The sequence below is a fragment of the Streptosporangium sp. NBC_01469 genome, assembly GCF_036227305.1.
Classification (GTDB): Bacteria; Actinomycetota; Actinomycetes; order Streptosporangiales; family Streptosporangiaceae; genus Streptosporangium.
Genome location: NZ_CP109465.1, coordinates 8,612,879 through 8,632,250, shown reverse-complemented (window position 1 = coordinate 8,632,250; position 19,372 = coordinate 8,612,879). Strand labels below are relative to the sequence as shown.

The following is a 19,372-nucleotide window of genomic DNA, read 5'->3' as shown; positions in this document are numbered from 1 at the left end:
GCACCCGCGCGGGCACACGCCCTGGAAGGCCGGGGCAGGCGCGCGGCCACCATGCCCCCGGATGCCCCCCGCATGCCCTTCTCGACCCGCCCGGCGCGCACCCCCGTACGCCCGGTGGCTCAGTTGCGCCGGGCGGGCAGGTCGGGCAGGTCGTTGGTCCAGCCGATCTGCTCGTACGCGGTGAACGAGGCGACCTTGTAGGTCCGCCCGTCCGCGAGCCGGTCGAGACCGTCCATCTCCCGGGACAGCGGCAGCCCGCTCGCCACGTCGATCACGAGCCGGTTCCTCCCGTAGACCTTGTTCTCGCCCTGCGGCGTGGACGTGTCGACCGGGTAGGAGATCGCCTGGCCGACCCGGCCGAGATGGTCGACGACCTCCCCCTCGGACTTCATCTCCGGTAGGGACGCCAGGAGCTGGTAGGCCGCCGCACGCGTCTCGGGAGAGACCGGAAGCGAGGTGATGATCTCCATGCAGTCCTGCAGCACCCACGGATCCGCCTCCCCCTCCTTCCGCGAGCCCGGCCACTTGGCGGCGTAGGCACCGCTGCGCTCGCTCAGGTAGGCCTTCAGCTTCTCCGGGGTGTCCGGTATCGCGCGCACCTCGGCCCAGGTGATCAGCCCCTTGGTCAGGTGACCCGCCGACCCGATCCACTTGCCGCGCAGCCAGGACGCCTCCCGCTCTCCCGGCGCGGACTCGATCCGGCTGTCCGGGGGGATGTAGCCGCCCGTCAGCGCGCCGTCCTCGAACAGCCAGCGGGCCGGTGAGCCGTTCTTCCGCCAGGCCGCCTCGTCCTTGGGCGTCGCGGGTTTCGCGCCGAGATACTGGTTGATCCTCCAGCTCTTCCTGTCGCGCGTCCGCGACAGCCACATCTCCGTGGAGCGGCTCTGCTGGATGAGGTACCGGGCACCAGGTTCGACGCGCTGGGATCCGCTGATGGCGCGGGTGACCCAGTAGGCACCCTTCGTGGGGGCCTTGGCCGCCGCGGTCGCCGCGGCGAGCAGGACCTGCCGCGCCGTGGCGGAGGTGTCCGGCACCGGCAGCCGGGTGAGCGGTGCCGGGGGGTGTACGGCGGTCGACGAGGCGATCACCAGGGCCGCGGCCGCCGCGGTCCCGGCCAGTCCCACCCCCAGGGCGGTCCACCAGGCCGTCCTGCGACCGCGCCGCGCCTGCCGGATCATCCGGTCTCCCGGCGATCCGGGGGCAGGCGGCCCGGACGGCTCGAAGGAATCGGAGAACCCGGAGAAGGGGTCGGCGGCGGCCAGGAGCCGGGCCCGGCCCGCCGCGATCACCTCGTGGGACGGCTCAGGCTCGGTGAGCAGGTCGCGAACCGAGGTCAGTTCATCCATCGGAGCCTCCGATCATGGGGTTGACGCCGCCCAGCGCCGCGCGCAGCTTCCTGCGCACCCGGTTGAGCCGGGAGCCGACGGTGCCGAACGGGATGCGGAGGGTCTGTGAGACCTCCTCGTAGCTCAGGTCGGCGAGCGCGACGAGCAGCAGGACGTCGCGGTCGCCGTCCGGGAGGCCGCTCAACGCCGACGCGAGCGGCCCCTGCACGCCCGCGGCGGCGAGGCGAGTGGCCACTCGCTCCTCATGTCCCTCGTCTGCCTCACCGGTGACGGGCGCCCGCTGCAGGGCCTCCAGCCTGCGCATCTCGCTCCTGCGGTGCTGGGCGACCAGGTTGGTGGCGATGCCGTACAGCCAGGGCCGGACCGTCCCTCTGGCGGGGTCGAACGACTCCCGCTTGCGGAACGCGACCAGGAAGGTCTCGGCGGCGACGTCGTCGGCGATCTGCGGGCCGAGCCGTCCTGCGGCGTAGCGGTGGATCTCGACGAAGTAGCGGTCGTAGAGCACCGCGAACAGGTCGGGGCGATGCCGGGACCGTTCTATCAGCTCGGCGTCGTCGATTCTCGCCGGCGCGTCGGGGGGAGCGGCCATGTGCCGGGTGTCCCTTCTGTGGGTTACACCCTTACTCCGTCGCGCGGCCGATTCGCCTTCACGGCTGTTTTCCGGTGATACGCCGGAATCTCGTCCTGAGCCTGTCGATCAGCGGCTCCCGCGCCGGTACGCCCTCGGGGCGCTCGTCCCCGTACCGCGCGGGTGCCTGGGGACGGGCGTCCCGCGGGTGGCGTTCCGGCCCGCGGGTCTCCGGTCGCCCGGGGTCCGCCGCGCCGGGGTTCGCCGTGACGATGCCCGCCGCACCGGGGTCCCGGGGGTCCGGGGCCTGAGGGTGGCCGGCGTGCCGTGGCCGGACATCCTGGGGGCGAGGGTCCGACGCGGCGAGGTCCGACACGGCGAGGTCCGGTACGGCGGGGTCGGCTGGTACGGCGAGGTGCTGCGGGGCGGGCATCTGGGGGGCGGCGACCCGGGGGACGGGCTCCGGCGGGCGGGGCCGCCGTGCCCGGCGCAGGTCGGCCAGGACCTCGGCGGCGGCGGGACGCTTGTGCGTCGCGTGGTCGCGCATGCGCCGCAGCAGGTCCATGACCTCCACGGGCGCCTCGCCGGAGGCGGGCTCGGCGTCGGGGGTGATCGGCGGGAGCTTCCCGGTCAGCAGCTGGAAGGCGATCACCCCGGCCGCGTACACGTCGGAGGCGGCCGTCATCCGCTCGGGCATGGCCTGGCATTCGGGGGCGGCGTAGTGGGTGTCGAGGACGTTGGGCAGCTCGTTGGCCACGGTGTGCGCGCGGGGCCCCGGCTTGGCGTAGTCGAACCCGGTGAGCATGGCCCGGCCCTCCTCCGTCACCAGCACGCACGCGGGGCTGAGCGCCCGGTGGATCACGTTGTTGGCGTGGACGTGGGCCAGGCCGAGCAGCATGTCCTCCACCACGTCCAGCCGGGCGGCGGTGGAGAGCGTGGACGGGGAGGCGGTGAGGTGCAGGTGCAGCGCCTGGCCGTGCACGTCGTCGAGGACGAGCACGAACCGGCTCTCGTCGTCGATGGCGAAGAAGTCGCGGGCCCGCACCACGCACGGGTGCGGGGGAATCCTGGTGAGAGCCTGGTAGGCGTTGGTGATCAGCCGTCGCTCGGCCGCCCTCGGCTCCTCCTCGGCCAGCGGGTCGGCCCGGTAGACGCGCAGCAGGACCGTCTCGCTGCCCGGGACCGTCGCGTTGATCGCGCGGTACTCGGTGACCCGGTTGTCGCCGCCCAGCTGCTCCTCCACCTCCCAGCTGCCGAAGCGCGGCGGCGCCGTGGAACGCCGCACGCTCCCGTTGAGCGCCTCGATGATCGCGGTACCGTACGGCGCGGTGTCCGTGGTGTGGCCGCGCCTGACGCGGGAGACGTCGCTCAGCGTGCCGATCAGCCCGGCGAGGTCGGTGACGTGCCGCGAGTCGCGTCCGGCGGGGTCGACCAGTTCCGCGTCGGTCCCGGTGAGCACCACGAGGCTGTCGACGTAGACCCGGTCCAGCTCGCGTCGCTCCTGGGTGAGCAGGCCCTTGAGAGCGCGCCCGTTGCCGCGAAGCTTGGCGACGGGGGAGCCGAAAGCCTCACGCCGCAGCGGGAACCAGCGGGTTCCCGCGACCTCGATCCGGCCGCGGGTGCCCTTGACGTCGATGACGCAGAGCGAGTGGCCGGTCAGGACGATCACGTCCACCTCGAAGGTGTCGTCTCCCCGGGGCACCTCGATGTTGTGCAGCAGCAGCCAGTCGTCCGGGGCGCTGTCTCGCAGGTGTGCGATGACCCGTCGCTCGGCGTCGTTGACCGGGCTCCCGCCGCCGACGATCTGTGCCATCTCTAGCGTGCCGCCTTCCTGCTCGCGCTCATCGTGCCACGCAGTATCCCAAGAGGCTCATCTTCGCCCGTACCTCTACTTTTCCACCACTCGGACACGCGGGCCTCCCTATGATCATGGCGCATCCCGGCCGCGAGACGTGATCGACGTGTCCGGCGGGCCAGGGGGGCGACGGTCTCCACCCGGTCGGCCGGGACTCGGCTCCCGCGGGTCGTGGTCGTGGGCGGGCAGGCCGATCACCGCCATCCCCGGGCCGGGCGGGTCGATCGACACGCCCCAAGACGCCTTCCCGGCCGCCGATCCCGTCAGTTCGCGCCGTGGAACCCCCGTACGGCCGTCGCCGCCCGGCGCCTCCGGATTCCACACGTGCCCGTACGCCCTGTGATCATCGCAGCCAGGCCCATGTTTGCCGGGGGAGGGGAGGGTAGACGTCTTTTCCTGTAGGGGAGGAGGCAGTCCATGACCAACACCAAGGAATCGCTGCCGACATCCGAGCTGATCCGGCAGATGTCGGAGCAGGTCTCGCGTCTCGTCAGGGACGAGTTGCGTCTGGCCAAGGTGGAGCTGACGGAGAAGGGCAGGCACGCCGGAATCGGCGTGGGGCTGTTCGGCGGAGCGGGAGTCGTGGCCCTGTTCGGGGCCGGTGCCCTGGTCGCCGCGGTGATCCTGTTTCTCGCGCGGGTCATGCCCCCGTGGGCGGCGGCCGCGCTCGTGGGCGGGGTACTGCTGGTCGTGGCCGGAGCGCTCGGGTTCTTCGGCAGGCGCCAGGTCGCCGAGGCCGCCCCGCCGACCCCCGTACGGACCATCGAGAGCGTCAAGGACGACATCGACGCGGTGAAAGAGAGGGCGCACCGATGACCGAGACAGACCCGGGCGGGCCCGATCGGCTCGAGGCCGACGCCGGGACCACCGGATCCCGCAGGAAGGGCGTCGACGAGCCCATCACGCCGGACGAGAGCGGATCGCTGAACATCCCGCCGAACCAGCCGGACGGCTCGCCCCGCGAGGACCTCGGCGTCCCCGAGTCCGAGCGCGACGGCACCCCCCGGCTCGCGGGCACCACGGCGACTACCACCCCGTACGCCAACACCGGTGGCACCGGTGGCACCGGCGGCGGCGCGGCGGGGACAGGCAGGACCGTCGGAGGCGACGGGAACGACAGGGAAACCGTGCGGCGGGACATCGAGGACGCCCGCCGCGAACTGGGCGACACAGTGGAGGCACTGGTGCACAAGACCGACGTCAAGGGCCGTTTCCAGGAGACCGCCGCTCAGGTGGGCGACGACCTGCGCAAGGTGGGGGCGGCGACCGCCACCACGGCCACCGAAATGGTGGAGCGGGTCAAGGTGGCCGCCCCTGAGATGGTGGAGCGGGTCAAGGTGGCCGCCCCTGAGATGGTGGAGCGGGTCAAGGTGGCCGCCCCTGAGATGGTCGGACGGGTGAAGGAGGCGGCCCCCGAGGTCGTTGGCCGGGTCAGGGAAGTGACTCCCGCCGAGATCAAGGACGCGGCGGGCAGGGTCACGACCGAGGCGGGCAAGCGCCCTGTCGTGACGATCGCGGCGGTCGCCGCGCTCTTCCTGGTCGTCCTCCGTGTCCTGCGGCGAGGCAAGAACAAGAAGAGGAAGTAGACGCCCGGTAGTACCGGCAGGGCCGTCCCCGGCGATTCGCGGGGGCGGCCCGCCGCTGTCCCGCGAACGCCACCCCGGCGTCCGGCCGGACGCCGCCCGGGGTTGCGGCCGGACGCCGACCTTCGGCCCCGGGGATCGGCGTGGCCGCCGGATCCACGGAGATCCGGCGATACCTGTGCGCTCAAGCGAGCCAAACTCATGTCTGTCGGGGTAATCTGACCGTTTCCGGGTGGGCGGCGGACCCCCTCCTCTCCGCCCACCCGGACCTTCCCGCGTCCGATGTCCCCTCAGGTCCCCCTTTTTGGGCTGGAAGGCGAACTATCCTGATCTCGGGCGCGCGGAGAGCCGGGCGCATGTAGCGTTCTCGGGCAGGACACGATTCTCGGGGCAGGACACACAGGAGGTCTCATGCGCCGTGCTCTCGGGATCGCCGCAGGCCTTGCCCTCATCGCGGCCGCCTTGTCGCCGCTGCCGCAGGCCCAGGCCAGTTGCGTCACCGCGGCCGGGAAGTGCCAGGAGAAGCCGCTGATCGGCGTCGAGCTGACGGCCGGGGCCGTGCCGCGCCCGGATTCAAGCGGCCGGGTCTCCTACACCCTCAACTACTCCATGACGTGGACGCCCTCCTTCGCCCCCTACTGGGGCGCCTTCTGGGTGGGGGGCCGCTTCCCCAAGGGCGCGCGGGGTCCCACCCGGGCGGTGCTGCTCGACACCACCGGCGGGCGGCTCGCCGTCCTCCGCTGCCGAGAGCACTCCGACGGCGTCTGGTGTGCCGCCGGAAGCCACGTCCCGCACCGGGGGCGGATCGTCTTCACGACCCGCCTCGCGCCCGGCGCCGACGCCACGGCCAGGCTCGGCCTCGACAGCTTCGAAGGGCTCGACCGCGAGGAGGCCGGGCGCCGCCTCAGCCGGGCGCAGGCGCGCGAGAGATTCTGCAACCACCGTTTCACCACGACCGTCACGACGACGCAGGCCCCCTGAGGAGACGAGTTGAACGCCGTACTGACCGGTGTGCACCACCTCAAGATCTGGGTGAGCGACCTGGAGCGGAGCCGCTCCTGGTACGAACGGGTCCTGGGGCTGGAGCACCACACCAGCTTCCAGGACGAGGACGGGGTGATCAGGGGCATGAGCTTCACGGTCCCCGGCGCGGCCTTCCAGATCGCGCTGCGCGAGAACCCCGAGCTGGCCAGGGCGCTCTTCGACGCCGACCCCTTCGCGCTCCAGGTCACCCCTGAGGGGCTCGACGACTGGGCCGCCCGTCTCGACGGGCTCGGCGTCCCGCACAGCCCGATCTTCAGGGCCTCCGCGGGCCACGCGATGGGCTTCACCGACCCCGACGGAGTCCAGATCCGCCTGTACGCCCCGGACGAGCAGGTCCATGCGGCCCAGGTGGGCGCGGGAGGCGTCTACCGGTCCGGCCAAACCCCCGACCTCACCCCCGCCCCCGAGCGGGATCAGGACTGAGAGGCCCCCTCCTCGGGTGCGTGGGCGGGTGATCTCCCGGCGTTCCCGGCGGGAGACGGCGGGAGACGGCGGGAGATCAGGAACCGGCGGCCATGTCGAAGAAACGCAGCTCCAGCCGTACGGCGCGGCGGAAGAAGTCGAGCACGCGCAGCCGTCCCTCCTCGTCCAGCCCGGGGCCCAGCCGGTCCAGCTCGTCGCGCAGGAAGTGCACCCAGGCGCGGAAGGCCGGGCCCTCGTGCAGCTCGATCCACTCGCGGTGCACGAAGTTGTCGGGAAGCGGCTCCTCGGCGAGGGCGGCCCAGCCCAGATAGGTCCATTCGGCCACGCACAGCACCGCCAGGACGAGCGGGTACTCCTGGCTGGTCCTGGCCTCGTCCATCAGGGCGCGGAAGTCTTCCGTGACCGGCTCCAGCTCGGGGGAGGCCAGGTCGGCGGGGGCGGCGCCGAGGGCGGCGAGGGCCCGGTGGAAGTACGTCACCTCCTCGGTGGTGGCGATCTCGCCCAGGAACCGGCCGAACGGCACCCGCGACTCGAAGCTGTCGGCGCAGGCGACGGCCGCCCCGAGCAGGGCGGTGAAGGAGTCGACGAACTGGAAGTCCTGGACCAGGTAGCGGCGCATGTCGTCGTCGGGGACGTCGCCCCGGGTGATCGAGGCGGCGAACGGGTGGTTCACCACCGCCGTCCACTCCGGCTCGCTCAGCGCGCGCATCCACTCGCTGAAGGCGGGATCGACGGCACTCTCACGCCACTCGTCGTAGGCGATCTGCTCCACGGGCCTCTCCTCGCGATCTCGGCATCTCGATCAGCGTGAATGCTAGCCCCGCCGGGTCCGGCGCGCGGAGGCCGCCGTCCATTCCGTGATCACCCAGGTCAAGGAGACTTTGCGGGCCGAGATGGGTTCTTCCCGGAATCGTCGGGCACGTTCCGCAGGACGGGCCCGGAGGGATGTGAGGCAATGGCCGAAGAGGTGGTGACCGAACCGGTCGTCAACGCCGCCGTCATCTACTACTCGGCCACGGGTACGGTCTTCGCGCTGGCCAAGGCCGCCGCCGTCGCCGCGGAGAAGGCCGGTGCCGAGGTCCGCCTGCGCAAGGTCAGGGAACTCGCGCCGGCCGAGGCCGTCGCGGCCAACGAGGGCTGGGCCGCCCACGCCGCCGCCACCCAGTACGTCGTGGAGGCCTCGCTGGCGGACCTGAGGTGGGCCGACGCGCTCCTGTTCGGCACGCCCACCCGCTACGGCAACCCCACCGCCCAGATGAGGCAGTTCATCGACACCACCGGCGAGCTCTGGGCCCAGGGCCTGCTGGCCAACAAGATCGTCTCGTCGTTCACCGCCAGTACGACGGCCCACGGCGGGCAGGAGAGCACGATCCTCGCGATGAACAACACCTTCTACCACTGGGGCGCGATCATCGTGCCGCCCGGCTACGTGGACCCCGTCCAGTTCCGGTCCGGCAATCCGTACGGCACCAGCCACACCTCCGACAACGGCACGATCCCGCCCGGCGACGTACAGCTGGAGGCGATGGGTTTCCAGGCGCGGCGGGTGGTGGAGGTCGCGGCGGCGTTCCTTCGAGGGCGCCTGTCCTGACGGCCTTACCCTACGATCGCTGGGTGACCGCCTGCCGGGCACTCGCCGCCGATCCGCGCCGTCGCGCCGTCTCGGGAGGGTTCCGGCCGGGGGACCGGCCGCCCGTCGAGCCCGGCCCGCGCGCCGGGTACGGCGTCGGCCCCGGCGCGGTCCGCGAGACGCCGCGCCCGCCGGTCGGCCGGCGCCTGATCGGGACCGCACGTCCAGGGGAGAGACCGTGACCGTGCACGAACCCGGCCTCGGCCGGTACTACGAGGACTTCGTCGTCGGCGACGTCTACCAGCACCCGCTCGGCCGCACGATCAGCGAGGCCGACAACACCTGGTTCACCCTGCTGACGATGAACACCAACCAGAACCACTTCAACGCCCACTTCGCCGCCCGCGCCCCGGTCGGGAAGGTCATCGTCAACTCCGGCCTGTCCGTGGCGATCGTGCTCGGCATCTCGGTGATCGACGTCAGCCAGACCGCCCTGATGAACCTCGGCTGGGACGAGATCAGGCTGACCCACCCGGTCTTCCTGGGCGACACCCTGTACGCGGAGTCGATCGTGCTGGAGAAGCGGGAGTCGCGGTCGCGGCCCTACGCCGGGATCGTCACCTGCAAGACCCGCGGCCTCAACCAGGACGGCGACGAGGTCATGTCCTGGCGCCGCGCGGTGATGGTCTACCGCCGCGACGCGCCGCAGGACAAGAACTACTTTCCGAGGGCCAAGACCGGCCCGCTCACCCCCTGACGGCCGCTCCGCGGAAAGGACCCTGTGATGGACTTCGAGCTCAACGAGGAGCAGCGGCTGTTCCGCCGGACCCTGCGGGAGTTCGTCGACAGGGAGATCGTGCCGGTCGCCTCCGAGTGGGAGCGGACCGGCCGCTACCCCACGGAGATCGTCGAGGGCTTCAAGGAGATGGGGCTGTTCGGGATCACGATCCCCGAGGAGTACGGCGGGCTCGCCCTGGACCGGGTGTCGTTCGCCCTGGTCTTCGAGGAGATCGCGCGCGGATGGATGGGCGTGGCCGGGGTGCTCGGCTCGCACTCCCTGGCGGCCTGGATGATCGCCAGGTACGGCACCGAGGAACAGCGGGACGCCTACCTGCCGGACCTGGCCACCGGCGCCCGCCGTACCGGCATCGCGCTGACCGAGCCCGCGGCGGGCACCGACCTGCAGGGCATCCAGACGCGGGCCGTCCGCGACGGCGACCACTACGTGATCAACGGCACCAAGACGTGGATCACCAACGCCCGGCACGCCGACCCGATGCCCGTCCTGGTCAAGACCTCCGTCACCGACCCCGCGCACCGCGGCATGTCCCTCGTCCTCGTCGAGGCGGGAACCCCCGGTTACACCGTCAGCCGCGACCTGCCCAAGCTCGGCTACAAGGGCACCGAGACCTGCGAGATCGTGCTGCAGGACGTGCGCGTCCCGGTGTCCGCGCTGCTCGGCGGGGCCGAGGGGCGGGGCATGCAGCAGGCGCTGTCGGCCCTGGAGCTCGGCCGGGTCAACATCGCCGCCCGCGCGGTCGGCCTCTCCCAGTGCGCCTACGACGCCGCGCTGGGCTACTCGCGCGAGCGTCACGCCTTCGGGCGGCCCATCGCGGACTTCCAGGCCATCCAGCTCAAGCTCGCCGACATGGCCACCGACATCCAGGCGGCCCGGCTGCTGACCTACTGGGCGGCGGTCCGCTCGGAGAGCGGCGCGGTGAACTCCGAGGCCGCGATGGCCAAGTACTTCGCCTCCGAGGTCGCGCTGCGCGCCACCACGGAGGCGATGCGGATCCACGGCGGCTACGGCTACTCGCAGGAGTTCGTCCTCGAACGCCTCTACCGCGACGCGCCCCTGATGGCCATCGGCGAGGGCACCAACGACATCCAGCGGATGGTGATCGCGAAGTCCCTCATCTCGGGGGAGGCCAAGGTCGGGTGGTGACGCGTTCCGGTGACCCGGCCGTCCGCTTCCCGGCCGCCACCGGGCGTCGCCACCGGGACCGGCCGCGTAGGGGCGTGGCGGAGGCCGGCGACGCGGCGGCCCGGGACGGCGTCCGGAGGCACGCCGCCCCGACCCCAAGAACGCATGGTTTTGCCGGGAAGGGCCTGATGTGGTCTCGCGCGATCTCGATGGGCGAGGCGCGGGCGTGGCCGGGCGTATAAGGTCCGGAGCGTGGAACCCCTCGTCGCCGTGTTGCTGGTCGCCGCACTGGTCGGCGTACCCGCCCTGGTGCTGTGGCGGGTGCTGCGCGGCCGCAGGGAGCTGGGCAGCAGCCCCGCGGAGCGGGCCACGTTCGAGACCCTGCACACCGCGTCCCTGGCCGCGCCGCCGTTGCGGGCGGGGCTGACCGAGGCGGGGGCGCAGAAGGCGTCCCGCCACCTGCGGGAGCTGCTGGGCTCCCCGGCGCTGGCGATCACCGACGAGGAGCGGCTGCTGGTCTACGACGGCGAGGGCGACCACCACGCCCGCGAGGTGTTCGCCCACGCGGCCAAGACGCTCTCCGGGGGCCGGACCCGCGTCCTGGGTCCCGAGGTCGTCTCGTGCGACCTTCCCGAGTGCCCGATCAGGTTCGCCGTGGTGGTGCCGCTCACCACCGACGGCAGGGTGGTGGGCTCCCTCGCCGCGTACGGCGGGCACGCTTCGGCGGGTCTGGTCAGGGCCGCCCACGAGGTCGCGAACTGGGTCGACTCGCAGCTGGAGCTGGCCGAGCTCGACCGGTCGAGAACGCGCCTGATGGAGGCGGAGGTCCGGGCGCTGCGCGCGCAGATCTCCCCGCACTTCATCTACAACTCGCTGACGACCATCGCCAGCTTCGTCCGTTCCGACCCCGACCGCTCCCGCGAGCTGCTGCTGGAGTTCGCCGACTTCACCCGCTACTCCTTCCGGCGGCACGGGGAGTTCACCACGCTGGCCGAGGAGCTGCGCTCCATCGACCGTTACCTCACCCTGGAACGTGCCCGTTTCGGCGACCAGCTCCAGGTGACGTTGCGCATCGCCCCGGAGGTGCTCGCGGTCGCGGTGCCGTTCCTGTGCCTGCAGCCTCTGGTGGAGAACGCGGTCCAGCACGGGCTGGAGAGCAAGCCCGGGATCGGGCGTATCTCGATCGTCGCCGAGGACGCCGGGGCCGAGTGCCGGATCAGCGTGGAGGACGACGGCGTCGGCATGGAGCCCGACCGCCTGCGCCGCATCCTGGCCGGTGACGCCGACGAGCGCTCGGGGGCCGGGGGAGTGGGTCTGGTCAACGTGGACGAGCGGTTGCGTCAGGTCTACGGTGACGAGTACGGCCTGGTGGCGGAGACGGCCAAGGGAGCGGGAACGAAGGTCAGCGTCCGCCTGCCCAAGTACCATCCGGGTGTCTCCGCCCGTTGAGCCCGTCCCTCCCCCCATACCAAAAAGTTGACAGGCGATGCCTGATTCATCACCCTCTAGAAATTCCCTCGTGAACGACCTGGAGGAGTGACCGTGACCGGCCTGCGTGTCCTTGCGGTGGACGACGAGCTTCCCGCGCTGGAGGACCTGGCCTACCTGCTCCGGGACGACCCCCGTATCGGAGAGGTCTCCCTGGCCAGGGACGGGGCCGCCGCGCTGCGGGTCCTGGACCGGGCGATCGCCGACGGGCGGCCGATCGACGCGGTCTTCCTCGACATCCGGATGCGCGGCCTGGACGGGGTGGTGCTCGGCCGCCTGCTCTCGCAGTTCGCCAACCCGCCCCGGGTGGTCTTCGTGACGGCCTACGAGGAGCACGCGGTCGACGCCTTCGAGATCAAGGCCGAGGACTACCTGCTCAAGCCGGTACGGCCGGAGCGGCTGGCCGAGGCGATCCGCAGGGTGTTCGTCTCCGCGGAGCTGCCGGAGAGCGAGGGTTCCGGCCGTGCCGACCCCGACACCATCCCGGTGGAGCTCGGCGGTGTCACCCGGTTCGTGGCCAGCACCGAGGTCCGGTACGTGGAGGCGCAGGGCGACTACGCCCGCCTGCACACCGCGGGGGGCAGTCACCTCGTCCGCATCTCGCTGGCCACGCTGGAGGAGCGCTGGTCCTCGGCGGGGTTCGTGCGGGTGCATCGCAGTCACCTGGTCGCGGTCAAGCACATCGACGAGCTGCACATCGACTCGGGCCGGTGCGTGGTCCGCATCGGCGAGACCGAGATCCCGGTCAGTCGCCGTCACACCCGTGAGCTGCGTGATCTCCTGGTCCGCAGGGCGCGCAAGGGCAGGTCGGAATGAGCGGCGACCCGGGGCCGGGGGAGGGGGCCGAGCCGCGCAGGTGGATCGCCGACCGGTCGCGCGGGGAGGCGGAGCGGTCGCGCAGGGACGCCGAGCGCCCGCGTAGGGACGAGCGCCCGCGTAAGGACGAGCGGTCCCGTAAGGACGCCGAGCGCCCGCGTAAGGACGCCGAGCGGTCTCGTAGGGACGAGCGCCCGCGGCGGGAGGTGGTGACCAGCCCCCGCACCATGGCCCCCCGCCATCCCCGCTACCCGGTCACCCGCGAGATCGACGAGCAGACCCGCCTGGGCGAGGTCTACATGCGCTCGCTGGTCCGTACCCAGTTCCGCCTGGCCCTGTTCGTCTGCACGGTGCTGGGGTGCGTGGTGGCGGGGCTGCCCCTGATGTTCCTGCTGGTGCCCGAGCTGCGCGCGGTCCACGTGCTGGGGATCCCGCTGCCCTGGGCGGTGCTGGGCGGGCTGATCTACCCGGCGTTCGTGATCGGGGCCTGGCTCTACGTCCGGCAGGCGGAACGGAACGAGCGGCACTTCGCCGAGCTGGTGGACAGGGCCCCTTGACCAGGCGGCGGGCCGTCCCGGGGCCGGAACCTGAGGTCTCCACGCCGGGAGACGCCAGGGGAGAGGTCACGGGAGAGGTCGGGGGAGGCGTCGGATGAGCACCGCGTACGGTGTGACGGCGGTGGTGCTGGTGGTGCTGGCGGCGGTGCTGATCGGCGCGTTCGGGATCAGGCTGTCGCGGACCACCTCCGACTTCTACGTCGCCTCCCGCACGGTCTCCCCGCTGTGGAACGCCTCCGCCATCGGCGGGGAGTATCTGTCGGCCGCGAGCTTCCTGGGCATCGCCGGGCTGATCCTCACCTACGGCGCGGACATGCTGTGGCTGCCGGTCGGCTGGACGGGCGGCTATCTGGTGCTGCTCGTGCTGGTCTCCGCGCCGCTGCGCCGCTCGGGCGCGTACACGCTGCCCGACTTCGCCGAGGCGCGGCTGGAGTCGATGGCGGTGCGGCGGATGGCCGGGGTGCTGGTCGTGCTGATCGGCTGGCTGTACCTGATGCCGCAGTTCCAGAGCGCGGGCCTGGTCCTGCGGGCCATCACCGGCGCCCCCGAGTGGGCGGGGGGCCTGCTGGTGGCGGCCGTGGTCGCGGTGAACGTGATGTCCGGCGGCATGCGGTCGATCACGTTCGTGCAGGCCTTCCAGTACTGGCTGAAGCTCACCGCGCTGGCCGTGCCGCTGGTGTTCCTGCTGCTGGCGTGGCGGAGCGACGGCGCGCCGGGGCTGAGCGCGGAGGACACGGCCACGTGGGCGCTGCCGCTGTCGACCGGCAGGGAGTACGGCCTCTACTCGACCTACTCGCTGATCCTGGCCACGTTCCTGGGCACCATGGGGCTGCCGCACGTGCTGGTCCGCTTCTACACCAACCCCGACGGCCGGGCGGCGCGCCGTACGACGCTGGTGGTCCTGTCGCTGCTCGGTGCCTTCTACCTGCTGCCGGCGGTGTACGGCGCGCTGGGCCGGATCTACGTCCCGGAGCTGGAGGGCAGTGACACGGTGGTCCTGTCGCTGCCCGGACGGCTGATCGGCGGCGTGGCCGGGGACCTGCTGACGGCGCTGGTGACGGCCGGGGCGTTCGCGGCGTTCCTGTCGACCTCCTCGGGGCTGACGGTCTCGGTCGCCGGGGTCATCGGGCAGGACATCCTCAAGGGTGGCGTGCGGTCGTTCCGGGCGGCGGCGGTGCTGGCCGTGATCGTCCCGCTCGCCCTGGCGGCCTTCGCCCGCTCGCTGCCGGTCGCCGACGTCGTCGGCCTGGCGTTCGCGGTGGCGGCCTCCTCCTTCTGCCCGCTTCTGGTGCTGGGCATCTGGTGGCGGCGGCTGACCCCGGCCGGCGCGATGGCCGGGCTGCTCGCCGGTGGCGGCCTGGCCTGCGGCGCGGTCCTGATGACGATCGGCGGGGGGCCGCACACCGGCCTGGTCGGTGCTCTGCTGGCCCAGCCCGCGGCGTGGACGGTGCCGATCGCCTTTCTCGTCATGGTGGTGGTCTCGCTGCTGACGCCGGGGCGCATCCCGCCGAACGTGGCCCGCACGATGGTGCGCCTGCACACCCCCGAGATCCTCAACCTGGACCGGGGTGACTGGCGGCCCCGGTCCTCTTGACGGCTCCGGCGAGCTGTGACGGAATGACGATTATGAACCGACATTTCGGTTGTTCTGACTAGATTTGGTACTTGCCGGCTCCGGTGACGAGGCGGTCGCCGAGGTCGGCGACGGCACCGCAGCGCTACCCGGGAGCCGGGCGGTACCTCGGTCCGCCGTCGCGTTCCCCGAGAGGCGGAAGGTCTCCTGGCCCGCCGCCGTGCCCTCCGAGAGGCGGACGGCGCACCGGCCCGCCGGTCAGCGGTGATGCCGCAGGTCCTGCGCCGGTCCCGGTTCCGGCTCGTCTACTTCGGGATGGCCGTCAGCCTGCTGGGCGACGCCTCGCTGCTGCTGGTACCGGGAATCCTGGCCAAGAGCCTCACCGGCTCCGACGCCGCCGCCGGCCTGACCCTGTTCTTCTTCACCCTGCCCCTGTGCTTCTCGCCCTTCTTCGGATACCTGATCGACCGGGTGGACCGCAGGAAGCTCCTGATCGTCACCTGCGTGCTGTCGGGGATCTCGCTCGCCCCGCTGATCGCGGTCACCGGGCAGGACAGGGTCTGGCTGGTCTACCCGGTGTCCGCGGCCATGGGCTGCTCGTACGCGGTGATCTTCTCCGCGCTCGGCGGGCTGCTCAAAGCCATCCTGCCCGAGCACCTGCTCGCCGAGGCCAACGGGGCCCTGCACACCACCCGGCAGGGGCTGCGGCTGTTCGGGCCGCTGCTGGGCGTGGCCGTCTACACCGGCTTCGGCCTCGGCGCGCTCGTGCTGTTCGACATGGTCACCTTCCTGGTCGCCGCCGGGGTCTTCGCGATGCTCCCCGTGCCGGAGCCCGTTCCGGCCGTCTCGCCGGCCCCCTCGGGGCGCCGGCGCGAGGAGTTCTGGGCCGGGGTCCGCCACCTCTCCGCCGACCCGCCGCTGCGCCGCGCGGCCGTGGCGCTCTGCCTGATGTTCTCGCTGGCCGGGGCGACCGAATCGCTGATCTTCGCGGTCATCGAGCACGGCCTCGCCAGGTCGCCGGAGTTCACCGCGTTCACCTCGACCGCGATGGGCCTCGGGGCGATCGCCGGGGGGCTGTGGAGTCCCACAGTGATCGCGCGCAGGGGCGAGCTGTTCGCGATCGGCGCGGGCGTCGGCCTGTACGGCGTGGCGGTCATCTGCTGGATGGTCCCCGCGGAGGCGGCCGTGCTGGGGGCGATGGCGGTGGCGGGCGCCGGGCTGACCCTGGAGGGGGTGGCCAGGACGACCCTGGTGCAGCGCCGCAGTCCGGGCCATCTCGTCGGCCGGGTCTCCACCGCCTTCGAGTCCCTCACCGGGGTCGCGCAACTGCTGTCCCTGCTCGGGGGCGCCGTGCTGGTGTCGCTCGTCGACTACCGCCTCCTGCTGGCGGTGGTCGGCCTGACGGCCTGCTGCGCCGGGGCATACGCCCTGCGGGGAGGGGGATCGCGGTGGGAACGGCCCCCTGCGGGAAACCGTTCGTCGTGCGATACAGACCTTTCACCGCAAGCCCCATCCAACTGAACGCGACTCGTCGGCGCCTCGGCGAAGAGTCCGCGTACGGGTCTCCTCCGCGGGTAGCGTCCACCCCTACGTTGTCCGTGATCCAGATCACATTTTGGGAGGTCCCGTGACCGCCAGGCAACATGATTCATCGGTCTACGAAGAAATTCAGGCCAACGACCAATTCCAGGAGTTGAAGAGGCGTTTCCGGGCCTGGGCGTTCCCGATGACCGCGGCGTTCCTCGCGTGGTACCTGCTTTACGTCGTCCTGTCCGCCTGGGCGCGCGACTTCATGGGCACGAAGGTTTTCGGCAACATCAACGTGGCGCTGATCTTCGGTCTGCTCCAGTTCGTGTCGACGTTCGGGATCGCCTGGGCCTACTCCCGTTTCGCCGAGAAGAAGCTCGACCCGCTGGCCGACGAGATCCGCCACGGTATCGAGGGGAAGACCGAATGAGCCACCAGACCCTCTCCACGATCCTGTTCCTGCTCTTCGTCGCGGGGACGCTGGGCATCACCTTCTGGGCCAGCCGCAACACCAAGGACGCCACCGACTACTACGCCGGCGGCCGGTCCTTCAGCGGCGTGCAGAACGGCCTCGCCATCGGCGGCGACTACATGTCGGCCGCGAGCTTCCTGGGCATCGCCGGCATCATCGCCCTGTCGGGCTACGACGGCTTCCTGTACTCGATCGGCTTCCTGGTCGCCTGGCTGGTGGCGCTGCTGCTCGTCGCCGAGCTGATGCGCAACTCCGGCAAGTTCACCATGGCCGACGTGCTGGCCTTCCGGATGAGCCCCCGCCCGGTCCGTACGGCGGCGGGCGTCTCCACCATCACGGTGTCGATCTTCTACCTGCTGGCCCAGATGGTCGGCGCGGGCGCGCTGGTCGGCCTGCTGCTCGGCGTCACCTCGCCGACGGGCAAGGCGCTCACGATCGTCGGCGTCGGTGTCCTGATGATCATCTACGTGGTCGTCGGCGGTATGAAGGGCACCACCTGGGTGCAGATCGTCAAGGCCGTGCTGCTGATGGGCGGCGCGACCCTGGTCACCCTGCTGGTGCTCGGCCACTACGGCTTCAACCTGTCCGGCCTGCTCGGCGAGGCCGCCGCCCAGAGCGGCAAGGGCGACGCCTTCCTCAACGGGGGTCAGAGGTACGGCACCGAGGCGCAGGGTCTCGCGGGCAAGATCGACCTGATCAGCCTGGGTCTGGCGCTGGTCCTCGGCACCGCCGGCCTGCCGCACATCCTGATCCGCTTCTACACGGTCCCCACCGCGAAGGAGGCCCGCAAGTCGGTCCTGTGGGGCATCGGCATCATCGGCACCTTCTACCTGCTCACCCTCGTGCTCGGCTTCGGCGCGGCGGCCCTGGTCGGCGGCAAGGCGATCGTGGCTCAGGACAAGGCGGGCAACACGGCGGCACCGATGCTCGCTGAGGCGGTCGGCAAGGCCATCTTCGGCGACGTGGGAGGCACCATCCTGCTGGCCGTCATCGCGGCGGTCGCCTTCGCCACGATCCTGGCGGTCGTCGCCGGCCTGACGCTGGCGTCGAGCTCCTCCTTCGCCCACGACCTGTACGCGCACGTGTTCAAGCGCGGCAACGTCACCGACAAGGAGGAGATCCTGGTCGCCAGGATCTCGGCCTTCGTCATCGGCGCGGTCGCCATCGGGCTCGGCATCCTCGCCCAGGGGCAGAACGTGGCCTTCCTGGTCGCGCTCGCGTTCGCCGTGGCGGCCTCAGGAAACCTGCCCGCGATCCTCTACAGCCTGTTCTGGAAGAGGTTCAACACGGCGGGCGCGGTCTCGGCCATCTACGGCGGCCTGGTCTCCGCGCTGGTCCTGGTGATCTTCTCGCCGGTCGTCTCCGGCAGCGCCACCGCGCTGTTCCCCGACGCGAACTTCGCCTGGTTCCCGCTGAGCAACCCCGGCATCGTCTCGATCCCGATCGGCTTCCTGGCCGGGTTCATCGGCGCCCGCCTCAGCAAGGAGTACAGCGCCGAGAAGTACGCGGAGATCGAGGTCCGCTCGCTCACCGGCATCGGCGCCGAGAAGGCCACCCCCCACTAAACCCCGTACCGACCCCCCGTACACCTCGTACGGAAGTGCGGGAACCCGGGGCCCGGCCGCGTCGCGGCCGGGCCCCGTCGTCGTGCGCTCCCGGTTTATCCCCTGGCCGGCGCGGACGCCTCGTCCAGCAGGGCGAGCTCGTCCTTCGACAGTGTCATGTCGGCGACCGCGAGCAGCGGCCGGAGCTGCTCGACATTGCGGGCGCTGGCGATCGGCGCGGCCACCGTGGGCTGGGCGGCGAGCCAGGCGAGCGCGACGGTGGCAGGGGCGGCGCCGTGGGAGGCGGCCACCTTGTCCAGGGCGTCGAGCACCCGCGGGCCGCGTTCGGACTCCAGGTATTCAGACGCCTTGGCCGCCCGCGGGCTGTCCACCGTGACCCCCGGCCGGTACTTGCCGGTCAGGAAGCCGCGGGCCAGGCCGAAGTACGGTGTGCTGGTCAGTCCCGCCTCGGCCACCACGTCGCGCAGCGCGCCCTCGTAGTCGCGCTCGACCAGGTTGTAGTGCTGCTGCAGCACCCCGTACCGCGCCAGACCGGCCCCCTCGGAGATCGCGAGTGCCTTCGCGAGCCGCTCGGCGCTGTAGTTGGAGGCGCCGATGTTGCGTACCTTGCCCTCGGTGACCAGCTCGTCGAACGCGCCGAGGGTCTCCTCCAGGGGGGTGGCCGCGTCGTCGATGTGGGCCCAGTACAGATCGATGTAGTCCGTACGGAGCCGCCGGAGCGAGTCCTCGGCCGCCGCGCGGATGGTGGCCGCCGACAGCCCGGTGCGGCCGCTCAGGGAACCCACCTTGGTCGCCACCACGATCCGGTCGCGGTTGCGGCGAGAGGCCATCCACTCGCCGATCACGGTCTCCGACTCCCCGCCGGCGTGCCCGGGAACCCACGCGGAGTAGGAGTCCGCGGTGTCGACGAGGTTTCCGCCCGCCTCCGCGTAGGCGTCCAGGACGGCGAAGGAGTCGTCCCGGTCGGCGGTCCAGCCGAATACGTTGCCGCCAAGGCAGAGAGGGAACAGGTTCAGCTCAGAAAAGCTCATGGGCCAACTCTATTTCTTGACCATCGAAAT

At 71.6% G+C, this 19,372-nt stretch carries 19 protein-coding genes; 14 read left to right on the top strand and 5 right to left on the bottom strand.

Translation table 11 applies throughout. The features are described from left to right. Positions 1 to 119: 119 nt before the first annotated feature. Genes OG587_RS37540 through mads6 form a run of 3 tightly spaced genes read right to left on the bottom strand, consistent with a single transcriptional unit; the run spans position 120 to position 3,727 of the window. Complete coding sequence (locus tag OG587_RS37540) at positions 120 to 1,346, bottom strand: CU044_5270 family protein (protein ID WP_329083551.1); 1,227 nt, start codon at positions 1,344 to 1,346, stop codon at positions 120 to 122. Beyond that, positions 1,339 to 1,935, bottom strand: coding sequence for an RNA polymerase sigma factor (locus tag OG587_RS37535; RefSeq protein ID WP_329083550.1), 597 nt, complete (start codon positions 1,933 to 1,935; stop codon positions 1,339 to 1,341). Before OG587_RS37535 ends, OG587_RS37540 begins: the two co-directional genes overlap by 8 nt. Positions 1,936 to 1,993: 58 nt before the next feature. Continuing rightward, positions 1,994 to 3,727 (bottom strand): methylation-associated defense system protein kinase MAD6, encoded by a 1,734-nt coding sequence (mads6, locus tag OG587_RS37530; protein WP_329083549.1) that lies wholly within the window; start codon positions 3,725 to 3,727, stop codon positions 1,994 to 1,996. A gap of 459 nt (positions 3,728 to 4,186) precedes the next feature. On the opposite strand from mads6, the gene OG587_RS37525 reads away from it, so the two are divergent. From OG587_RS37525 to OG587_RS37510, 4 genes are all read left to right on the top strand, one after another. Next, positions 4,187 to 4,585, top strand: coding sequence for a phage holin family protein (locus tag OG587_RS37525; RefSeq protein WP_329083548.1), 399 nt, complete (start codon positions 4,187 to 4,189; stop codon positions 4,583 to 4,585). Continuing rightward, positions 4,582 to 5,355 (top strand): DUF3618 domain-containing protein, encoded by a 774-nt coding sequence (locus tag OG587_RS37520; RefSeq protein WP_329083547.1) that lies wholly within the window; start codon positions 4,582 to 4,584, stop codon positions 5,353 to 5,355. Before OG587_RS37525 ends, OG587_RS37520 begins: the two co-directional genes overlap by 4 nt. 408 nt (positions 5,356 to 5,763) lie before the next feature. Continuing rightward, on the top strand, positions 5,764 to 6,333 hold the full coding sequence (locus tag OG587_RS37515) for a hypothetical protein (RefSeq protein WP_329083546.1): 570 nt from the start codon (positions 5,764 to 5,766) through the stop codon (positions 6,331 to 6,333). Between the two features lie 9 nt (positions 6,334 to 6,342). Further along, complete coding sequence (locus OG587_RS37510; protein WP_329083545.1) at positions 6,343 to 6,819, top strand: VOC family protein; 477 nt, start codon at positions 6,343 to 6,345, stop codon at positions 6,817 to 6,819. Between the two features lie 76 nt (positions 6,820 to 6,895). Here OG587_RS37510 and OG587_RS37505 read toward each other — a convergent pair whose 3' ends face one another. Next, entirely contained in the window at positions 6,896 to 7,591 is a 696-nt protein-coding gene (locus OG587_RS37505) for a TenA family protein (RefSeq protein ID WP_329083544.1), read from the bottom strand. A 183-nt stretch (positions 7,592 to 7,774) separates the two neighbouring features. On the opposite strand from OG587_RS37505, the gene wrbA reads away from it, so the two are divergent. From wrbA to OG587_RS37455, 10 genes are all read left to right on the top strand, one after another. Then, positions 7,775 to 8,410 carry an NAD(P)H:quinone oxidoreductase gene (gene wrbA, locus OG587_RS37500; protein ID WP_329083542.1) on the top strand — a complete coding sequence of 212 codons (636 nt, stop codon included), beginning with the start codon at positions 7,775 to 7,777 and terminating at the stop codon, positions 8,408 to 8,410. Between the two features lie 217 nt (positions 8,411 to 8,627). Then, on the top strand, positions 8,628 to 9,146 hold the full coding sequence (locus tag OG587_RS37495; RefSeq protein WP_329083541.1) for a MaoC family dehydratase: 519 nt from the start codon (positions 8,628 to 8,630) through the stop codon (positions 9,144 to 9,146). Positions 9,147 to 9,173: 27 nt separating this feature from the next. After that, a complete protein-coding gene (locus OG587_RS37490; RefSeq protein WP_329083540.1) occupies positions 9,174 to 10,334 on the top strand; it encodes an acyl-CoA dehydrogenase family protein in 1,161 nt (386 codons plus the stop codon). A gap of 231 nt (positions 10,335 to 10,565) precedes the next feature. After that, entirely contained in the window at positions 10,566 to 11,762 is a 1,197-nt protein-coding gene (locus tag OG587_RS37485; protein WP_329083539.1) for a sensor histidine kinase, read from the top strand. 93 nt (positions 11,763 to 11,855) lie between these two features. After that, the gene (locus OG587_RS37480; protein ID WP_329083538.1) at positions 11,856 to 12,617 is read left to right on the top strand and encodes a LytR/AlgR family response regulator transcription factor; all 762 of its coding nucleotides are present in this window, start codon (positions 11,856 to 11,858) and stop codon (positions 12,615 to 12,617) included. Further along, a complete protein-coding gene (locus OG587_RS37475) occupies positions 12,614 to 13,174 on the top strand; it encodes a hypothetical protein (RefSeq protein ID WP_329083537.1) in 561 nt (186 codons plus the stop codon). The genes OG587_RS37480 and OG587_RS37475 overlap by 4 nt, the downstream gene beginning before the upstream one ends. A gap of 94 nt (positions 13,175 to 13,268) precedes the next feature. Continuing rightward, the gene (locus OG587_RS37470; protein ID WP_329083536.1) at positions 13,269 to 14,768 is read left to right on the top strand and encodes a sodium/solute symporter; all 1,500 of its coding nucleotides are present in this window, start codon (positions 13,269 to 13,271) and stop codon (positions 14,766 to 14,768) included. Between the two features lie 246 nt (positions 14,769 to 15,014). Next, positions 15,015 to 16,268: an MFS transporter gene (locus OG587_RS37465; RefSeq protein ID WP_329083535.1), complete on the top strand. Its 1,254-nt coding sequence runs from the start codon at positions 15,015 to 15,017 to the stop codon at positions 16,266 to 16,268. Between the two features lie 106 nt (positions 16,269 to 16,374). Further along, positions 16,375 to 16,704: a DUF485 domain-containing protein gene (locus OG587_RS37460; protein ID WP_329083534.1), complete on the top strand. Its 330-nt coding sequence runs from the start codon at positions 16,375 to 16,377 to the stop codon at positions 16,702 to 16,704. Then, complete coding sequence (locus OG587_RS37455; RefSeq protein WP_329083533.1) at positions 16,701 to 18,311, top strand: solute symporter family protein; 1,611 nt, start codon at positions 16,701 to 16,703, stop codon at positions 18,309 to 18,311. Before OG587_RS37460 ends, OG587_RS37455 begins: the two co-directional genes overlap by 4 nt. Positions 18,312 to 18,406: 95 nt before the next feature. On the opposite strand, the gene OG587_RS37450 is transcribed toward OG587_RS37455, so the two are convergent. Next, positions 18,407 to 19,342: an aldo/keto reductase gene (locus OG587_RS37450; RefSeq protein WP_329083532.1), complete on the bottom strand. Its 936-nt coding sequence runs from the start codon at positions 19,340 to 19,342 to the stop codon at positions 18,407 to 18,409. Positions 19,343 to 19,372: the final 30 nt, after the last annotated feature.

What these genes read in the sequence shown, in the direction of transcription:
- OG587_RS37540 (WP_329083551.1), bottom strand. Translation starts at nt 1,346, where the DNA reads ATGGATGAACTGACCTCGGTTCGCGACCTGCTCACCGAGCCTGAGCCG.
- OG587_RS37535 (WP_329083550.1), bottom strand. Translation starts at nt 1,935, where the DNA reads ATGGCCGCTCCCCCCGACGCGCCGGCGAGAATCGACGACGCCGAGCTG.
- mads6 (WP_329083549.1), bottom strand. Translation starts at nt 3,727, where the DNA reads ATGGCACAGATCGTCGGCGGCGGGAGCCCGGTCAACGACGCCGAGCGA.
- OG587_RS37525 (WP_329083548.1), top strand. Translation starts at nt 4,187, where the DNA reads ATGACCAACACCAAGGAATCGCTGCCGACATCCGAGCTGATCCGGCAG.
- OG587_RS37520 (WP_329083547.1), top strand. Translation starts at nt 4,582, where the DNA reads ATGACCGAGACAGACCCGGGCGGGCCCGATCGGCTCGAGGCCGACGCC.
- OG587_RS37515 (WP_329083546.1), top strand. Translation starts at nt 5,764, where the DNA reads ATGCGCCGTGCTCTCGGGATCGCCGCAGGCCTTGCCCTCATCGCGGCC.
- wrbA (WP_329083542.1), top strand. Translation starts at nt 7,775, where the DNA reads ATGGCCGAAGAGGTGGTGACCGAACCGGTCGTCAACGCCGCCGTCATC.
- OG587_RS37490 (WP_329083540.1), top strand. Translation starts at nt 9,174, where the DNA reads ATGGACTTCGAGCTCAACGAGGAGCAGCGGCTGTTCCGCCGGACCCTG.
- OG587_RS37475 (WP_329083537.1), top strand. Translation starts at nt 12,614, where the DNA reads ATGAGCGGCGACCCGGGGCCGGGGGAGGGGGCCGAGCCGCGCAGGTGG.
- OG587_RS37470 (WP_329083536.1), top strand. Translation starts at nt 13,269, where the DNA reads ATGAGCACCGCGTACGGTGTGACGGCGGTGGTGCTGGTGGTGCTGGCG.
- OG587_RS37465 (WP_329083535.1), top strand. Translation starts at nt 15,015, where the DNA reads ATGCCGCAGGTCCTGCGCCGGTCCCGGTTCCGGCTCGTCTACTTCGGG.
- OG587_RS37455 (WP_329083533.1), top strand. Translation starts at nt 16,701, where the DNA reads ATGAGCCACCAGACCCTCTCCACGATCCTGTTCCTGCTCTTCGTCGCG.
- OG587_RS37450 (WP_329083532.1), bottom strand. Translation starts at nt 19,342, where the DNA reads ATGAGCTTTTCTGAGCTGAACCTGTTCCCTCTCTGCCTTGGCGGCAAC.